The sequence below is a fragment of the Clavibacter sp. AC415 genome (assembly GCF_979252985.1).
Genome location: NZ_CEEDAR010000016.1, coordinates 146,572 through 162,522 on the forward strand (window position 1 = coordinate 146,572; position 15,951 = coordinate 162,522).

The 15,951-nt window shown below is 76.3% G+C and carries 9 protein-coding genes and 4 pseudogenes; 7 read left to right on the forward strand and 6 right to left on the reverse strand.

The annotated features are described in order from the left end of the window. Positions 1 to 15: 15 nt before the first annotated feature. Positions 16 to 977: pseudogene (locus tag ACZ411_RS08195) on the reverse strand (3-methyladenine DNA glycosylase); the annotation flags it as partial. 92 nt (positions 978 to 1,069) lie between these two features. Between ACZ411_RS08195 and ACZ411_RS08200 the strand changes: the two are divergent. The 3 genes from ACZ411_RS08200 to ACZ411_RS08210 all read left to right on the forward strand — a co-directional run bounded on the left by ACZ411_RS08200 (position 1,070) and on the right by ACZ411_RS08210 (position 3,254). Beyond that, entirely contained in the window at positions 1,070 to 1,504 is a 435-nt protein-coding gene (locus ACZ411_RS08200) for a hypothetical protein (RefSeq protein WP_464169797.1), read from the forward strand. Positions 1,505 to 1,572: 68 nt separating this feature from the next. Further along, positions 1,573 to 1,824: a hypothetical protein gene (locus ACZ411_RS08205; RefSeq protein WP_464169799.1), complete on the forward strand. Its 252-nt coding sequence runs from the start codon at positions 1,573 to 1,575 to the stop codon at positions 1,822 to 1,824. A gap of 173 nt (positions 1,825 to 1,997) precedes the next feature. After that, positions 1,998 to 3,254, forward strand: a complete 1,257-nt coding sequence (locus ACZ411_RS08210) for an MFS transporter (protein ID WP_464169801.1) — start codon at positions 1,998 to 2,000, stop codon at positions 3,252 to 3,254. Positions 3,255 to 3,401: 147 nt separating this feature from the next. On the opposite strand, the gene ACZ411_RS08215 is transcribed toward ACZ411_RS08210, so the two are convergent. From ACZ411_RS08215 to ACZ411_RS08225, 3 genes and pseudogenes are all read right to left on the reverse strand, one after another. Beyond that, a complete protein-coding gene (locus ACZ411_RS08215) occupies positions 3,402 to 4,379 on the reverse strand; it encodes a J domain-containing protein (RefSeq protein WP_464169803.1) in 978 nt (325 codons plus the stop codon). Further along, positions 4,376 to 6,045, reverse strand: a pseudogene (locus tag ACZ411_RS08220) (stealth family protein). Before ACZ411_RS08220 ends, ACZ411_RS08215 begins: the two are co-directional and overlap by 4 nt. 111 nt (positions 6,046 to 6,156) lie before the next feature. After that, positions 6,157 to 6,663, reverse strand: coding sequence for a hypothetical protein (locus ACZ411_RS08225; RefSeq protein WP_464169805.1), 507 nt, complete (start codon positions 6,661 to 6,663; stop codon positions 6,157 to 6,159). Between the two features lie 446 nt (positions 6,664 to 7,109). Here ACZ411_RS08225 and ACZ411_RS08230 point away from each other — a divergent pair, with 446 nt between their 5' ends. Both ACZ411_RS08230 and ACZ411_RS08235 read left to right on the forward strand, forming a co-directional pair. Beyond that, on the forward strand, positions 7,110 to 7,976 hold the full coding sequence (locus ACZ411_RS08230; RefSeq protein WP_464169807.1) for an FAD binding domain-containing protein: 867 nt from the start codon (positions 7,110 to 7,112) through the stop codon (positions 7,974 to 7,976). Beyond that, positions 7,973 to 10,860: pseudogene (locus ACZ411_RS08235) on the forward strand (molybdopterin-dependent oxidoreductase). The gene ACZ411_RS08230 and the pseudogene ACZ411_RS08235 overlap by 4 nt, the downstream one beginning before the upstream one ends. A 79-nt stretch (positions 10,861 to 10,939) precedes the next feature. Here the strand turns inward: ACZ411_RS08235 and ACZ411_RS08240 are convergent. Beyond that, positions 10,940 to 12,254 (reverse strand): annotated as a pseudogene (locus ACZ411_RS08240) (APC family permease). Next, the gene (locus tag ACZ411_RS08245) at positions 12,251 to 13,357 is read right to left on the reverse strand and encodes an XdhC family protein (protein WP_464169809.1); all 1,107 of its coding nucleotides are present in this window, start codon (positions 13,355 to 13,357) and stop codon (positions 12,251 to 12,253) included. The pseudogene ACZ411_RS08240 and the gene ACZ411_RS08245 overlap by 4 nt, the downstream one beginning before the upstream one ends. A gap of 154 nt (positions 13,358 to 13,511) precedes the next feature. Here ACZ411_RS08245 and ACZ411_RS08250 point away from each other — a divergent pair, with 154 nt between their 5' ends. Continuing rightward, the gene (locus ACZ411_RS08250; protein WP_464169811.1) at positions 13,512 to 14,168 is read left to right on the forward strand and encodes a hypothetical protein; all 657 of its coding nucleotides are present in this window, start codon (positions 13,512 to 13,514) and stop codon (positions 14,166 to 14,168) included. A 215-nt stretch (positions 14,169 to 14,383) separates the two neighbouring features. After that, positions 14,384 to 15,931 carry an amidohydrolase family protein gene (locus tag ACZ411_RS08255; RefSeq protein WP_464169813.1) on the forward strand — a complete coding sequence of 516 codons (1,548 nt, stop codon included), beginning with the start codon at positions 14,384 to 14,386 and terminating at the stop codon, positions 15,929 to 15,931. Positions 15,932 to 15,951 lie beyond the last annotated feature (20 nt).

A 15,951-nucleotide genomic window follows, 5' to 3' on the forward strand; every position in this document is an offset into this window, starting at 1 on the left:
GGGCGCGGCGCCGCAGAGCCCGGCGGCGGCCGCCCGGCGCGCGTGCGCCAGCTCGTCGAGGATCCGCGCCCGCAGCCCGTTCGACCGCTCCGCGAACGCCCGCTGCTCGGCCGCGTAGCGGGCCTTGCCGGACGGCTCCTCGATGCGGACGGCCTCGAGGCCCAGGCCCGAGACGTCGTAGGGGCTCGCTCGCATGTCCAGCGAGCGGATGTCGCGTGCCAGCTCGAACGCGTCGAGGAGCAGCTCGCCGGGCACCAGCGGACCGAGCTTCGTGGCCCACTTGTAGACGTCCATGCCGGCGTGGAGGCAGCCGGGCTGCTCGAGGTCGGGCTGCGTCTCGCGGGTCGGCGCAAGCGCGTTCCGCGGGACGGCCTCCGGCGTGAAGAAGCGGAACGCGTCGATGTGCGTGCACGACAGCCGGTGCGCCTCGACGACCTCGTCGGTCGCGGTCGACCCGAGCCGCAGCGGCAGACGCTCGTGCCGCTGCTCGCCGGGGCCGACCCGGTAGACCATCGCCCACTCGTGGAGGCCGAAGCACGAGAAGCGGCCGGGCGCGCGGCCGTGCGCCCGAGGATCCGCTCGACGAAGGACGCCGTGGACCCGCGCGCCGCGAGGTACGCGGACGCGTCGACGCGCACGCCTGGCGGCCGGCCCGCGCTGTCGTCGGCGGCGTACCAGCGCCAGCCCGCGCGCTCGTCGCCGGCGCCGTCGGCGAGCACCGCGCCCGCGCCCGGGTGCCACCGCCTGAGGTGCGAGGGCTTGTGCGGGTAGTAGGTGAAGAGGAAGTCGTCGACCTCGTGGGTGCGGCCCGCGAGGCGGCGCGCGCGGAAGCCGGCGGAGAACGCGTCGGCCCGCTCGGCGTGGCGGGCGGCCCGGTCGCGCCAGGACGCGGGATCCACCACGGCGGGCAGCGCTCGGACGGCCGGGCCCGGGGACGAGGCCGCTGCCCGAGCGGAGGTGTCGGGGGCCGTGGTCATCCGTCGAGGCTACCTCCGCGTGCTCGGCGGCCCGGCGCCGCCCGTCCCGGATCGGGCCCCGGCGCGGACCCCCTCCCGGATAGGATCGGCGCATGGATGACGACTCCCTTCCCACGCCTCCCGGCGTCGCCGGCTACACGATCACCGAGATCGTCGAGAGCGATTCGCGCGGCGAGCCCCTCTTCGTCTCCGCGATCCACCTCGACGGCGAGCACGTCGCCAACTGGATCTCCACCGACCTCGACGAGGACGACGGCATCGTCGCCGACCTCGACCACGCGTTCGGCGGCCCCGCCACCGACCGCATGTTCCGCCAGGCCGCCGCGATCTTCCCGGACGCCGTGCTCTCGGAGATCCTCCCCGAGCTCGTCAGCTTCCTCTGGGTCGTCGCCGACGTCGCCGGCGTCGCGGACGACCAGGACCTCGACTTCGAGGCCGCCATCCGCGTCGTCGCGGCCGAGGGCGATCTCGACGCGCAGGACCGCGACCTGCTCGGCCGCCTCGACGGCATCAAGCGCATCGACTGAGCCCTCCCGCACGCGCCCCGGAGCCCCGCACGCCTGACGCGCGCGGGGCTCCGGCGTACGTTCGGGGGATGAGCGACTCCGACATCGATCCCCTGTCCACCGTCCAGAGCGCCCCCGGCGTCACGCAGGACCTGCCCGTCGATGGCGACACCGGCTCTGCCGTCGGCGGAACCGTGCCCGACGGCGAGTCGATCCAGCACGTGGACGACGACGAGGCCCCGGGTGACGGCGGCCTCTCCGGCGGCGGCGACACCCTCGGCTCCGACGAGGACGCCGCCGACACGGGCGCCGGGGACGCGCCCACCGACCTGCCCGCCTGACGCGGCTGCCCGCTCGGCGCGACCGCCCGCTCGGCGCGACCGCCCGCTCGGCGCGACCGCCGATCGGGCCGGCCGGGTGCCCTCGGTGGGCTGTGCACGGTCGGCGCGGCGCATACAGCGCCCCGCGTACGGTGTCGCGGACCCGAACCGTGCACCACCCGCAGGAGGACCCGATGGCTCCGCGCGCGCCGGGCGACCCGCCCGCGTCGCCCCTCCTCACGAGCGGCTTCCTCGCGCTCGCTGGCTCGTACGGCCTGTCCACGCTCGGCGACGCCTTCCGGATGGTGGCCGTCAACGTCTGGCTCGTCGAGACGCTCGGCGGCTCCCTCGGGCAGCGGCTCGGCCTGGTGCTGCTCGCGAACGTGCCGGGCATCCTCTGCGGCGGGCTGGCCGGGGTGGTCGCCGACCGCTCCGACCGGTTCGCCATCCTGCTGCGCACCGACGTCGCCCGCATCGGCGTCGGCCTCGCGCTCGCGGTCGCCATGGGCTCCGGAGCCCCGGTGCCCGCGCTGCTGCTCGTCGGCCTCGGCAACGCGCTCGGGGTCCTGTCGTCGGCGGCGTCCTTCGCTGCGCTCTCGGCGCTGGTCCCGACCGGTGCCATGCTGCGCGCGAACGGCCTGCTCGAGTCCGCGCAGCGGGTGGCGCAGGTCGCGGGCCCGGCGCTCGCCGCCGTGGTGCTCACCGCCGGCGGACCCGTGGCGGCGGCCCTCGTCGACAGCGCCTGCTTCCTCGCCTCGTCCCTCCTCCTCGCCGGGCTGCGGGCGCGCATGCGGGCGGCACGGGTGGCCGGGCCGCTCCCGGGCGGTCTCGGCGCGAGCCTGGGCGCCGGCCTCGCGAGCGGGCTGCGCATGGTGCGCACGGACGGCCGTCTGCCGGCGTTCCTCGCCGTGTCGGCGGCGGTCGCGTTCCTCACGGCCTGCACGAGCGTCGCCCTCGGTCCGCTCGCGACCGGCGTCCTCGGCCGGGAGCCCGCCGCGGGACAGGTGCTCTACGGGATCACGGGAGGCGCGGCGCTCGCCGCGGCCGTCCTCACGACCGCGCTCGGGACCGAACGGCGGGCCGCCCCCGTCCTCCTGGTGGGCGTCGCGGCGCTGTGCCTCGCGCAGGCCGCCCTCGGTGCGGCACCCGGGCTCCCCGCCGCGATCGTGGCCGCCGCCGTCGCGGCCGCGGCCAGCGCGCCCGTCACGGTCGCCGTCAGCACGCTCCTGAAGGGCACGGTGCGCACCGACCACCTCGGGCGGATCGCCGGCATCGACCGGGTGGTGGACGACACGGCCATCGTCGTCGGCCATGTCGCGGCCCTCGGGGGCCTGGCCGCGGCGGACGCCCGGCTCGTGCTCGTCGGCTCGGCCGTGGCCGTCCTCCCGCTCGTCGTGCCGGCGCTGCTGCGCCTCCGCGCGCGGCCCACGGCGAGGGCCGGCGGCCGCTGACCCGGGCGGTCCGCAGGTGCAGGCCGGGACGGCTGACGGGTGCGTGGCCGGGCCGGCGCACGGGTGCGGGACCGGGCCCGCTGACAGGTGCGGGGCCGGGCACGCCCACCGGTCCGGGACCGCGCACCGCGTCCGGCGGCCGCGACGTCAGGGGGCGGCGGGGCCGAGGAGCGTCAGGCGCTCGCGGAGCAGCGCGCGGACGGCGTAGGGATCCGCGACGCTCAGACGGCCCTCCTCCGACACCCCGTCACGGAGCACCAGCGGGAGCACCGACCGCCGGACGACCAGCGCGCCCCGGTTGCGGCCGCGCTCCACGCGCTCCACGGGCTGGGCGAGAGCGTCGTCCGGCACGACGACCACGGCGGCCGCGAACTGGACGCCCGCGGACGCGGCCAGGGAGCGGGCGGCGCCGACCAGCCACGTGACGGGCAGGTCGCCCACGGCGAAGGCTCCGTCGGGATCCGCCGCGACGGGCTGCAGCTCCCCGCGCACGAGCTGGACGGCCACGCCCCAGTCCTCGGAGCTCAGGGCGAACAGGCCCGCGGGCGCCAGCACGACGTGGTCGACCTTGCCGGCGCCGGTCAGCGGGCGGACGTCGTGGAAGATCGTGGCGCCCATGCCGAGCGAGGCGGCCGCGCGGGCCGTGGCCTCCTCCGCCAGGGCCTTCGCGAGGAGCCAGCGGATCTCGCGCGGGGCGCGGCGGACCAGCTCCGGCGACCAGGGATCGAGCCCCGGGTCGCCGCCCGGCGTCGCTCCCTGCCAGGCCGCCACGCGGTCGAGGTAGTGCGCGCGGGCGAGCGCACCCGCGACGCCGTGGACGGACGCGCCGAGCCGGGTGCCGGATCCGGCCGCGGGCGCGTACCCGGCGTCGTCGGGGTGGAGCGGGTCGTCATCGCCCGCGGACCGGCCCTGTCCGCGGTCGTAGGCGGCGCGGTCGTCCGGGTCGCCCACGAGCTCCCACGCCCGCTGCACGGCGTGGAACAGGTGCGCCTCGCCGCCCGTGTCCGGGTGCGTCGCGCGCACCAGCCGCCGGTATGCCGAGCGGAGGGCCGCCGTGTCCGCTGCGGGATCCACGCCGAGCACCTCGTACGGGGTGCGGTCGGCGGGGCTGCCCGCGCGGCTCACTCCGCCGGGGAGGCGGGCGCGGTGCCGGTGGCCGCCGCGGCGTCCGCGTCGGCGGCCTCCCACGGCGCCGGGATGCCGTAGTAGCGCTCGAGGAACTCCTGCACCCGCGCCTGGCGCTCGTCGGCCGGCACCTCGGGGAACGATCCGTCGTTCAGGCAGAAGAAGTCCTGCGACCGGCGCTTGAGGAGCCCGGGCAGGAGGTCGAGCCCGGCCCGCGACGTCGTGTCGACGTAGAGGACCTTGGCGTTCTCCTGCTGCACCGCGCGCGCCGTCATCTGGGCGTAGTAGTGGTACAGCGAGTTGGTGACCGAGATGTCGGTGCTCGACCGGAAGCGGCTCAGCTGCGTGCGGTGGAAGTCCTCCGCGAACTCCTGCTCGAGCTCGAGGAGGACGCTCTTGCGCAGGGGCGTGGCCGCGTGCTCCAGGTGGCGCGTGATGAGGCGGCCGAACCGGTCCATCAGCAGGCGGCGGTTGACCCGCGCCGAGTTCTCGAAGCCGCTCCGGTCGGAGTCGTTGTCGCCCAGGCCGATGCGCGTGGACGCCTCGATGAACTTCGTGATGCCGCCGGGGAGAAGAACATGCCCGGCTGCACGGGACGGCCGAAGAACATGTCGTCGTTGGAGTACAGGAAGTGCTCGCTGAGGCCGGGGATGTGCTGCAGCTGCGACTCGACCGCCTGCGAGTTGTGCGTGGGCAGGGCGTCGGGATCCGTGAAGAACTCCTCGCTGCGCACGAACGTGACGGCGGGGTGGTCGGCCAGCCACGCGGGCTTCGGGGAATCGGTGACGATGAAGATCCGGCGCACCCAGGGCGCGAAGAGGTACACGGAGCGGAGCGCGTACTTGAGCTCGTCGATCTGGCGGAAGCGCGCCTCGGAGTCGTCGCCCTCGCCGACGACGACGTCCTTCATGCGCTCGGCGCGGCGCTTCTGGAACTCGGGGTCGTTGCCGTCGACCCAGGAGAAGACCATGTCGATGTCGAAGGTGATGTCGGACGCCTGCGCGTCGAACATGCCCCGGAGCGTCCTCCACTCGTGCCCGTACATCTCGACGGTGGCGGGCACGACCTCGGCGGCGGGGAGGATCTCGCGGGTGAGCGAGTTCTCGACCGGCCACACGATGTTCTCGCCCTCGAAGCGGAAGAACTGCAGCTCGACCGCGGTGGAGGCGCCGTACGCCAGGAGGCCCTCGGGCTCGATGCGGGGGCGGTAGAGGCGGAAGATGCCGGCGTCGGGGTTGTCGGTGAGGCGCCCGTCGGCGACGAGCAGCGGCGGGCGACGGCGGCCGTCGACGGTCTTCGCGTACAGGGGCTCGTCGACGCAGGCGGCGACGAGGGCGCGGACGACGGTGTCGCGGTTCTGCACGTCGATGGCGATGACCGGGCGCTCGTCGTTGCCGCGGATGAGCCAGAAGTCGATGCCGGTCGCGAGCAGCGCGTCCCGGATGAAGAGGAGGTCCGTCACGAGCGCCTGGTGCGGCGTGAGCGTGCGGTTGACGAGCGTGGCGAGGCCCTTGCGGACGAGGACGTCCGGGCGGTGGTGCGTGGTGGGCCATGTGGCGGGTGCGGGGGCGACGGCGTCGTCCTGGCGGGAGAACTCCTCCTCGCTGGTGGCGGGGTCGACGGTGGGCTCGAGGGCCACGTTGAACTGCCGTGCGCTGCCCGCCATGGATCATCCCCTTGCTGCGTCTCGTGTGCCCTCTGCGTGCGCCCGACCCGACGGGTGGCGACGGATCATCCTATCCGGCGCGGGGTCGGGCCCCCGGCCGGGGGCGCCCGCTCAGCCCTCGACGTCGGCCGCGGGGAGGGCGTCGACCTCCCAGACGACGGGGTCCGCGAGGAACGGGTGGGTCGCGGGATCCGGCGGGGTGAGGACCGTCCGCGGCACGTCGTGCCAGCGGAGCTCCGCGAGCTCCTGGCCGTCGGGGACCGCGTAGACGACGCACTCGATGCGCTCGTCCGCGGCGCGGCCCTCCTCGAGGGCGAGGTCGGGCACCTCGTAGGGGCACTCCCCGCCGGAGGTGATGCCGCCGAGCCTCCGCTGGATGATGTCGACCTCCGTGCCGTCGGCGAGGAAGGGGCGCAGCACCGGTCCGGACTGCGGGCCGCCCTCGCCCTGGAGCCAGCGGGTCTGCACGAACGCGAAGTAGGGGATGCTCCCGGCGAACCGGTCGCCGTCCTCGTAGCCGGACCAGTAGGTGGGCTGGCCCTCGGCGACGCCCAGCAGCGCCGTGGCGACCACATCGCCCGCGCTGCCGTCGGCCGCGACGCTCGGGAGGGCGACCACCTCGCCCGCGGGGACGCGCTGGCCGGGGACCGCCTCGGACGCTCGGGCGGTCGACGCGACGGCGTCGAACGGGGCGGGGGCGGACCGGACGGGCCCTCGACGCACCCGGCGAGGAGGAGGACCGCGGCGAGCGCCGCTCCCGGGACGACGAGCGCGCGCGGGGCCCGCGGCCTCCCGGTCGGACGCGGCGTGCGGACGGCGGTGCGGATGCTCATGGTCTCCCCCGGGGCTCGCCGTCGAGCGTGCCAGGCGCCTCGGCACGGCGGCAACTCGGGGGCGCGCGGGCGGGGGCGCGGCCTGCGTCGGCGGCGGCGCGGGGGCCTCGGCGGCGGGCCCGGCGGCGCGGGGGCACGGCGGCGGATGCGAGGATCGCTCTCACACGTCCCCGCACGACCGCGCCCCGCGACGCGCCGCGGCCATGGAGCGGGACGCCCGGGAGGAGACCCATGGACCAGCCCACCGTCCGCTCCGTCGTGCCCGCCCGGACGCGCGGGGACCTGGTCGCGCTCGGGCCGTCCGTGGCGGCGCTCGCGGGCGGATCCGGCATCTTCGCCGAGCCGCATCCGCACCTCACCGGGCTGGTGGACCTCCAGTCGCTCGGCTGGCCGGCGCTCGTCGTGAGCGACGCGGGCCTCGAGATCGCGGCGACCTGCACCATCGCGGAGGTCGCGGCGATCGCGCCCGCGGAGGGCTGGGCCGCGCACCCGCTGTTCCGGGAGGCCTGCACCGCGCTGTTCGGCTCCACGAAGATCTGGCGCGTGGCGACCGTCGGCGGGAACATCTGCTCGGCGCTGCCGGCGGGACCCATGACCGCCCTCGCGGCGGCCCTCGACGCCGAGGCCCTCGTGTGGCGCGCGGCGGTCGGTACCGCGCCCGCGCACGACGAGCGGATGCCCGTGGCGGAGCTCGTGACGGGCGACCGGACCACGGCGCTCCGGGCGGGCGACGTGCTCCGCTCGATCCACGTGCCGATGTCGTCGCTGCGCGCCCGCACGGCGTTCCGGAAGATCGCCCTGTCGCCCCTCGGGCGGTCGGGCTCGGTCGTGATCGGCCGGCTCGACGAGGACGGCTCCGTCACGCTGACCGTGACGGGCGCCACGCTCCGGCCCGAGCAGCTGCGCTACGGCGCCCTGCCCGCCGCCGCCGAGCTCGCCGACGACGTGCGCGCGATCCGGACGTGGTTCACCGACGCGCACGGGGCCGCGGACTGGCGCCGCGCGGTGAGCGCGCTGCTCGCGGAGGAGATCCGCCGGGAGCTGGGCGGCGATCCGACGGACCCCGCGACCACGACGACGGCAGGAGCGCGCCCGTGAGCATGACGGTGGACGGCCGCGAGGTCCCCGGGGACCCGGCACCCGGCCAGAGCCTGCGCACCTGGCTCCGCGAGCACGAGGTGCTCAGCGTCAAGAAGGGCTGCGACTCCGGCGACTGCGGCGCCTGCACGGTGCTCCTCGACGGCGAGGCCGTGCACTCGTGCATCCTCCCCGCGTTCCGGGCGGAGGGGCGCGCGGTCACGACGGCGGCGGGCTTGGGCACGCCGGGCGACCTGCATCCCGTGCAGGAGCGGTTCGTCGCGGCGGCGGGGTTCCAGTGCGGGTTCTGCACCCCCGGCATGGTCGTGACCGCGTCGACGTTCGGCGAGGAGGAGCTCGACGACCTGCCGCGCCTGATGAAGAGCAGCCTGTGCCGGTGCACGGGGTACCGGGCCATCGACGAGGCCATCCGCGGGCAGCACGGCGGACCGGAGCACGCGCACGGCGACGGCTGCGGGACGCGCGCGGAGGGGCTGGGGCCGGTGCGGGCGACCGGGTCCGCTGCGGGCGCCGCGGTCGGTGCCGCCCCCGACGCCGCGGCGGACGCCGTCGCGGACGAGCGGGCGCAGACCGGCCGCATCGGCACGTCGCTCCGCGCACCCGCGAGCGAGCGCGTGGTGAGCGGGCTCGAGCCGTACACGCTCGACGTCCACGTCCCGGGCCTGCTGCACGCGAGCCTCGTGCGGAGCCCGCACCCGCACGCCCGCATCCGCTCCATCGACGCGACGGCCGCGCTCGCGCTGCCCGGCGTGCACGCGGTGCTCACGCACCACGACTCCCCCGCCACCCTCTACTCGTCCGCCCGGCACGAGGACCGCTTCGACGACCCGGACGACAGCCGGGTGCTCGACGACGTCGTGCGGTTCCGCGGGCAGCGCGTCGCGGTCGTCGTCGCCGACAGCGTCGGCATCGCCGAGGCCGCGGTGCGCCTGGTGCCGTGGACTACGAGCTGCTCCCCGCGGTGCTCGACCCCGACCGCGCCCGGCGTCCCGGCGCGCCGCTCGTGCACGGCGACAAGGACCCCGCCGTCTCGCGTCTCGCCGACCCGCTGCGGAACGTCGTGGCGGAGATGCACGGCGAGCACGGCGACGTCGCGCGCGGCATGGCCGAGGCCGACGAGGTCGTCTCCGGCACGTGGTCCACGCAGCGCGTCGCGCACACGCACCTGGAGACGCACGCGACGATCGGCTGGATGGAGGAGGGGCGCCTCGTCCTCCGCACGAGCTCCCAGGTGCCGTTCCTCGTGCAGCGCGAGATCTGCCGCCTGTTCGAGCTCGCGCCGGAGGACGTGCGCGTCTTCACGGCGCGCGTGGGCGGCGGCTTCGGCGGCAAGCAGGAGATCCTGACGGAGGACGTCGTCACCCTCGCGGTGCTCGCCACGGGACGCCCGGTGCAGCTCGAGTTCACGCGGTCCGACGAGTTCACGCTGTCGCCGTCGCGGCATCCCATGCGCGTCGGCGTCACGGTCGGCGCGACATCCGACGGCGTGCCGACGGCGCTCGCCGTGGACGTGCTCTCCGACACGGGCGCCTACGGCAACCACGGGCCGGGCGTGATGTACCACGGCTGCAACGAGTCGATCAGCCTGTACCGCGTGCCCGCGAAGCGCGTGGACGCGCAGAGCGTCTACACGAACAACCTGCCGTCGGGCGCGTTCCGCGGCTACGGCCTCGGGCAGGTGATCTTCGCCGTCGAGTCCGCCCTCGACGAGCTCGCGCGGCGCCTCGGCATCTCCGGCTACGAGATCCGGCGCCGGAACGTCGTCGTGCCGGGCGACCCGCTGATCATCACGGAGGCCGAGGGGCCCGACCTCGGGTTCGGCGGCAGCTACGGGCTCGACCAGTGCCTCGACCTGGCCGAGGCGGCGCTCCGCGACGGCGGCGGGGATCCGGTTCCCGACGGGGACCGCTGGCTCGTGGGCGAGGGCATGGCGGCCGCGATGATCGCGACCATGCCGCCGCGCGGGCACTTCGCGGAGGTGCACGTGGGCATCCGGGCCGACGGCATCGTCACGGTGTCGGTCGGCACGGCCGAGTTCGGCAACGGCACCACCACCGTGCACGCGCAGCTGGCCGCCACGGCGCTCGGCACCACGCCCGATCGGATCCGGATCCGCCAGTCCGACACCGACGCGACGGGCTACGACACGGGCGCGTTCGGCTCCGCCGGCACGGTCGTGGCCGGCAAGGCCGTGCACGTGGCCGCGACCGCGCTCGCGGACCTGCTCCGCGAGCGGGCGGCGGAGCGCACGGGGCTCGGGGCCTCCGCGTTCGCCCACGCCGGACGCGCTCGTCGCGCCCGGTGGCGTCACCGTCGCGATCGCGGACCTGGCGGGCCGGGACGGCCTGTCGGCCCAGGCGCGCGAGGACGGCGCGCTCCGCTCCCTCGCGTTCAACGTGCACGCGTTCCGCGTGGCGGTGGACCCCGCGACCGGCGAGGTGCGCATCCTCCGGTCCGTGCAGGCCGTGGACGCGGGAACCGTGCTGAACCCCGCCCAGCTGCGTGGACAGGTCGAGGGCGGCACCGCCCAGGCGATCGGCACGGCGCTGTTCGAGGAGGTCGTGCACGACGGCGAGGGCCGGATCCTCACGGACGTGCTGCGGAACTACCACATCCCCAGCTCGCCGACCTGCCCGTGACCGAGGTGCTGTTCGCCGACACGCACGACGACCTGGGGCCGCACGGCGCGAAGTCGATGAGCGAGGCGCCCTACAACCCGGTCGCGCCGGCGCTCGCGAACGCGGTGCGCGACGCCGTGGGGATCCGGCCGCACGAGCTGCCGATGTCGCGCGACCGGGTCTGGCGGATGCTGCACGGCGGCGGGCCGCAGCCCGCCTTCGACAGCCCGACGACGCTCGGGGAGCGGGGGACGCGGGAGTCCTGACGCGGGTCAGCGCCCGGACGCGGCACAGCGGCAGGACGCGGGACGGCGCCCAGGTCGCGGCACAGCGGCAGGACGCGGGTCAGCGCCCGGACGCTCCCTCCGAGGACCGCCCGGTCGCGCGCACGCGCGCGCGCCGCCGCGCGACCACGATCAGCCGGCCCGCCGCGCCCACGAGGAGCACGGCGGCGCCCGTGAGGATCGACGGCCCGGGCAGCGTGGCGACGAGCACCAGGCAGCCGACGATGCCGAGCACCTGCAGGGCGCGCGGGTACCGCCGGTCGGCGCCGGTCTGCGTGAGCGCGGACGCGTTGGCGACCACGTAGTAGAGCAGCACCCCGAAGGAGGAGAAGCCCACGACGGCCCGCAGGTCGACCGTGAGCACTAGCACCACGACGACCACGGCGACCGCGATCTCGGCGCGCTGCGGCACTCGGTACCGCGGGTGCACGACCGCGAGCCCGCGCGGCAGGTCGCCCTCGCGCGCCATGGCCAGGGACGTCCCGCCCGATGCCCGCGAGGAGGGCGAGCAGCGCGCCGAGGCACGCCGCGGCCGCGCCGACGCCGACGACCGGGACAGCCCACGCCCAGCCGGCCGCACGCACCACGTCGGCGAGCGGCGCGATGGATCCGGCGAGGCGCGCCTCCCCGAGGACCCCGAGCAGGGTGAGGGCGACGAGGGCGTACACGACGAGCGCGCCGCCGAGCGCGAGCAGGATCGCGCGCGGGATGGTGCGCACGGGATCCCGCACCTCCTCCCCCATGGTCGCGATGCGCGCATAGCCCGCGAACGCGAAGAACAGCAGGCCGGCCGACTGCAGCACGCCGTATGGGGTCGTGTCGACGGCGCCCGCCGCGGCCTCCGGGGCCGCTCCCGGGCCGCCCGCGACGAGGCCCGCCACGAGCACGAGCGCGATGACCGCGAGGACGACCGCGATGATCGCGCGCGCCAGCCGCGCCGTCCGGGTGACGCCGAGGCAGCCGACGATCGCGAGGGCCACCACGGCGAGCGCCGCGACGGGCCGCTGCCACGGCGCCGGCACCGCGTACGCGGCGAACGTGAGGGCCATGGCGGCGCAGCTCGCCGTCTTGCCGATGACGAAGGACCAGCCCGCGAGGAACCCCGGCCACTCCCCCAGCCGCTCCCGCCCGTACAGGTAGGAGCCGCCGGAGGACGGGTATCGGGCCGCCAGCTGGGCGGACGCGGTGGCGTTGCAGAACGCGACCACGGCCGCGATCGCGAGGCCGACGAGGAGTCCCCCGCCCGCGGCACGTGCGGCGGCGGGCATGACCGCGAAGATCCCCGCGCCGATCATGGCGCCGAGGCCGAGCACGGTGGCGTCGAGGAGGCCGAGGCGCCGGGCGAGACCGGGCTGGGCGGCGGACGCGGCGGTCATGAGGTCTCCCCGTGGATCGGTCCGGAGGTGGTCGTGAGCGGTGCGCCCGCGGTGCCGGCGCGTGCGGCGAGCACCTCGGCGAGGATCGAGACGGCGGTCTCCTGCGGCGTGCTCGCGCCGAGGTCGAGCCCGATGGGCGAGCGGAGGCGCGCGAGCTCCACGTCGGTCAGGCCCTCCTCCACGAGGCGGGCCCGCCGACGCTCGTGGGTGGCACGGGATCCCATCGCCCCCACGAACGCCACCGGCAGGCGGAGCGCGGTGACGAGGAGCGGCACGTCGAACCGGTCGTCGTGGGTGAGCACGCAGATCACCGTGCGCGCGTCGACCTCGGTGCGGGCCAGGTACTCGTCGGGCCACTCGGCGACGACCTCGTGCGCCGACGGGAACCGCGCCGGCGTCGCGAACGCGGGCCGCGCGTCGCACACGGTGACCCGGTAGCCGAGCAGCACGGCCGCGTCGGCGAGCGCCGCGGAGAAGTCGACGGCGCCGAAGACCAGCAGCCGGGGCGGGGCGGCGGCCACGAGGTGCAGGACGCGCGTCGGTCCGTCGGCGCAGTGCACCGCGGTCGTGCCCGAGCGGCCGGCGGCGAGGCGGGCGGCGAGCTCCGCGCGGATGCGCCGCGCGGAGTCGGCGCCCACGGCCGCGTCGCTCCCGGGATCGGCGTCGGCGGTGATCCACGTGCCCAGGGCTGGCCCGTCGATCACGAGCGCGAGCGACGCGGGGCGCGACGCGCGGGCGTCCTCGAGGGCGGCGCGCACCGCCGCGGGGACGGGAGCGCGGTGGTCGCCGGCGGGAGCGACCTCGACGACGACCACGCCGATCCGGCCGCCGCACGTGAGGCCCACCTGGAACGCGTCGTCGTCGCTGACGCCGAAGCCGGTGAGCACGGGCACCCCGTCGTCGAGCACACCCGCGGCGACCTCCACCACGGCGCCCTCGACGCAGCCGCCGGAGATGGATCCGATGACGCGGCCGGCCTCGTCGACCGCCACGGCGGTGCCGGCGGTGCGAGGCGCGCTGCCGAGCACGTCGGTGACGCAGGCGACCGCGAGCCGGCGACCGTCGGCGAGGGCGTCGAGCACCTCCGCGGCGATCTCGAGCACGGCACCTCCCGACGGGAGCGCCCGGGCGGGCGCGGACAGGCGGAGGATACCGCCCCCGTCAAGCCTCGCACGGCCCCTGCGTAGGGTGGGACGCGGATGCCGGGGGCCCCCGGTGCCGGGCGCCGCATCCGGTGCCGAGGACGAGGAGGCCCGCATGACCCCGACCGCACCCGCCGCGCCGCGCCCCCTCTTCCGCCGCCTCCGACGCGCGTGGCACGACTCGCCCTTCTTCGTGCCGGCGCTCGTCTTCGGGATCCTGGTGTTCGCATGGCTGTGGGTGCTCGACATCGATCGGCCGGCCGAGGGGACGGGGACGGGGACCGTGATCCTGCGCGCCGCGGTCGCCCTCGCCGCCGGCGTCGCGCTGGCGGGAGGGCGACGCGTCACCCGCCTCTACCATCCCGGTTCGCCCAGCGAGGTGGAGGTGTCGGAGGCGGCGGAGGACGGCGAGCTCCCGCCGCGAGCGGAACCCGTCGCATGGCAGGGCGCTCTCGAGCGGCGACGGCGGCAGATCCGTCAGGAGGCGTGGGCCGTGCCGATCGCGCTCGTGCTGGTGGTGGCCCTCGCCGTCCTCGCTCCCGCGGGCGGTGTCCTGCCGGTGGCCTACATCGTGTTCCTCGCCCTGTTCGTCCCCTGGGCCGCATGGGTGATCGCCTCGCGAGGCCGCCGCCGCGACGGCGTCGACGCGCTGCTCATCCCGTTGCAGGAGCGGGCGCTCCGGAACGGCGAGGAGCGGGCAGGCTGGGCGCCGCCCACCCCGCCCGGCGGGACGCCGTCGGTGCGGGAGGGGGACGAGCCGACTCCCCGCTGAGCGGCGAGCGCTCGACCACGGGCGCGGAGCGGCGTGTGACGGCTCCCTGGATGACGCCGCGTGTCGGTGCGCTCCGCGGGCATCCACACGCCGGGTGCGACCATCATGTCGAGGGCCCTCCGTCCCGCGTGCCCCACGGGGCCCGCATGCACGACGGGCGCCTCCGACGGAACGCGTCCTCCCGCGTCCCGCCCCTGCCGAGCGAACGGACCCGCATGGTCGACCACCGCGCCCCGAGCACCTCACGCCCCACCCCGCGGACCGTCACCGGCGCCGCGCGGGACACCGGATCCGGCTCCGGCTCCGGCTCCGGCTCCGGCTCCGGCTCCGGCTCCGGCTCCGGCTCCGGCTCCATCGGCCGCCGCGCGGTGCACCGCGGGCACGTGCTGCACATCGCGGGCGCTCCCCGCGTCGAGGACGCCCGGCAGCACCTCGTCTCCGTCCCCGACGGCGCGCTCGCGGTCGACGCGGCGGGGCGCATCGCGTGGGTCGGCCCGTTCCGCGACCTCCCCGCCGCGTTCGCCGACGCCCCCGTGCACGGCGACGCGTCCGACTTCCTGATCCCCGGCTTCGTCGACGCCCACGTGCACTTCCCGCAGACGTACACGACCAGCGCCCACGGCGGCGGGCAGCTCCTCGAGTGGCTCGACTCCTGCGTCTTCCCCTCGGAGGCCCGCCTCGAGGACGAGGGCTTCGCCCGGATGATCGCGCGGGACTTCACCCGGCGGCGCGTCATGGCGGGCACCACCAGCGCGCTCGTGTTCGGGTCGGCGTTCCCCCACGCGCAGGACGCCCTGTTCGAGGCCTCCCGCGACACCGGCCTGCGGCTGGTGAGCGGCCGCGGGATCCAGACGGTCGGCTCGGGCCCCGCCGCCCCGCTCCTCACCTCCGAGGAGGACGCGATCTCGCTCTCCTGCGCGGAGATCGACCGCTGGCACGCCGCCGACACGGGCGACGCGACCACCGCCCTGCTCCAGGTCGCGATCGTCCCCCGGTTCAGCCTCTCGGTGACGCCCGCGACGTTCCGCGGGCTCGGCGAGCTCTACGACGTGGCGCGCGGCGAGGGCGTCTACTTCCACTCGCACCTGAACGAGAACGACCGGCCGGGCACGGGCGAGATCGCGGCCGTCCGCCAGGTGTACGGCACGGAGACGTACCTCGACACCTACGACGGGCGCTTCCTCCCCGGGTCCGAGCGCGGCGGATCGAGCCTGCTCGGCCGGCGCAGCATCCTCGCGCACGCCGTGCACTGCCAGGACTCCGAGCTGGCGCGGCTGCGCGAGACCGGCAGCAGCATCGCGCACTGCCCCACGTCGCAGCAGTTCCTCGGCTCGGGCACGATGCCGTGGCGCCGCACGCGCGCGTCGGGCGTGAACGTGGCCATCGGATCCGATGTCGGAGCCGGCGACGAGTGGCTCGTCTCCCGCGTGCTCAACGACGCGTTCAAGGTGCACCTGTCAGAGCCGGGCGACGCCGGCGTGGAGCTCGACGCCGCCGAGCTGCTGTTCCTGGGCACCCTCGCCGGCGCCCGCGCCCTGGACATGGAGGAGCGCTACGGCAACCTCGACGTCGGCAAGGACGCGGACTTCCTGACGATCACGCCCGAGCGGTGGGAGCCGCTCGCCCTGACGCTCGCGCACGGCATCCGCTCGGACGACGCGGCGCGCGCGACCGACCAGATCCTCTTCACCCTCCTGATGGGTCTCCGCGAGCCCGCGATCACGAGCGTCCACGTGCAAGGCCGGCGGGTGTCGTCGGACTGAGGGGCCGGCGTCGTCCGGCG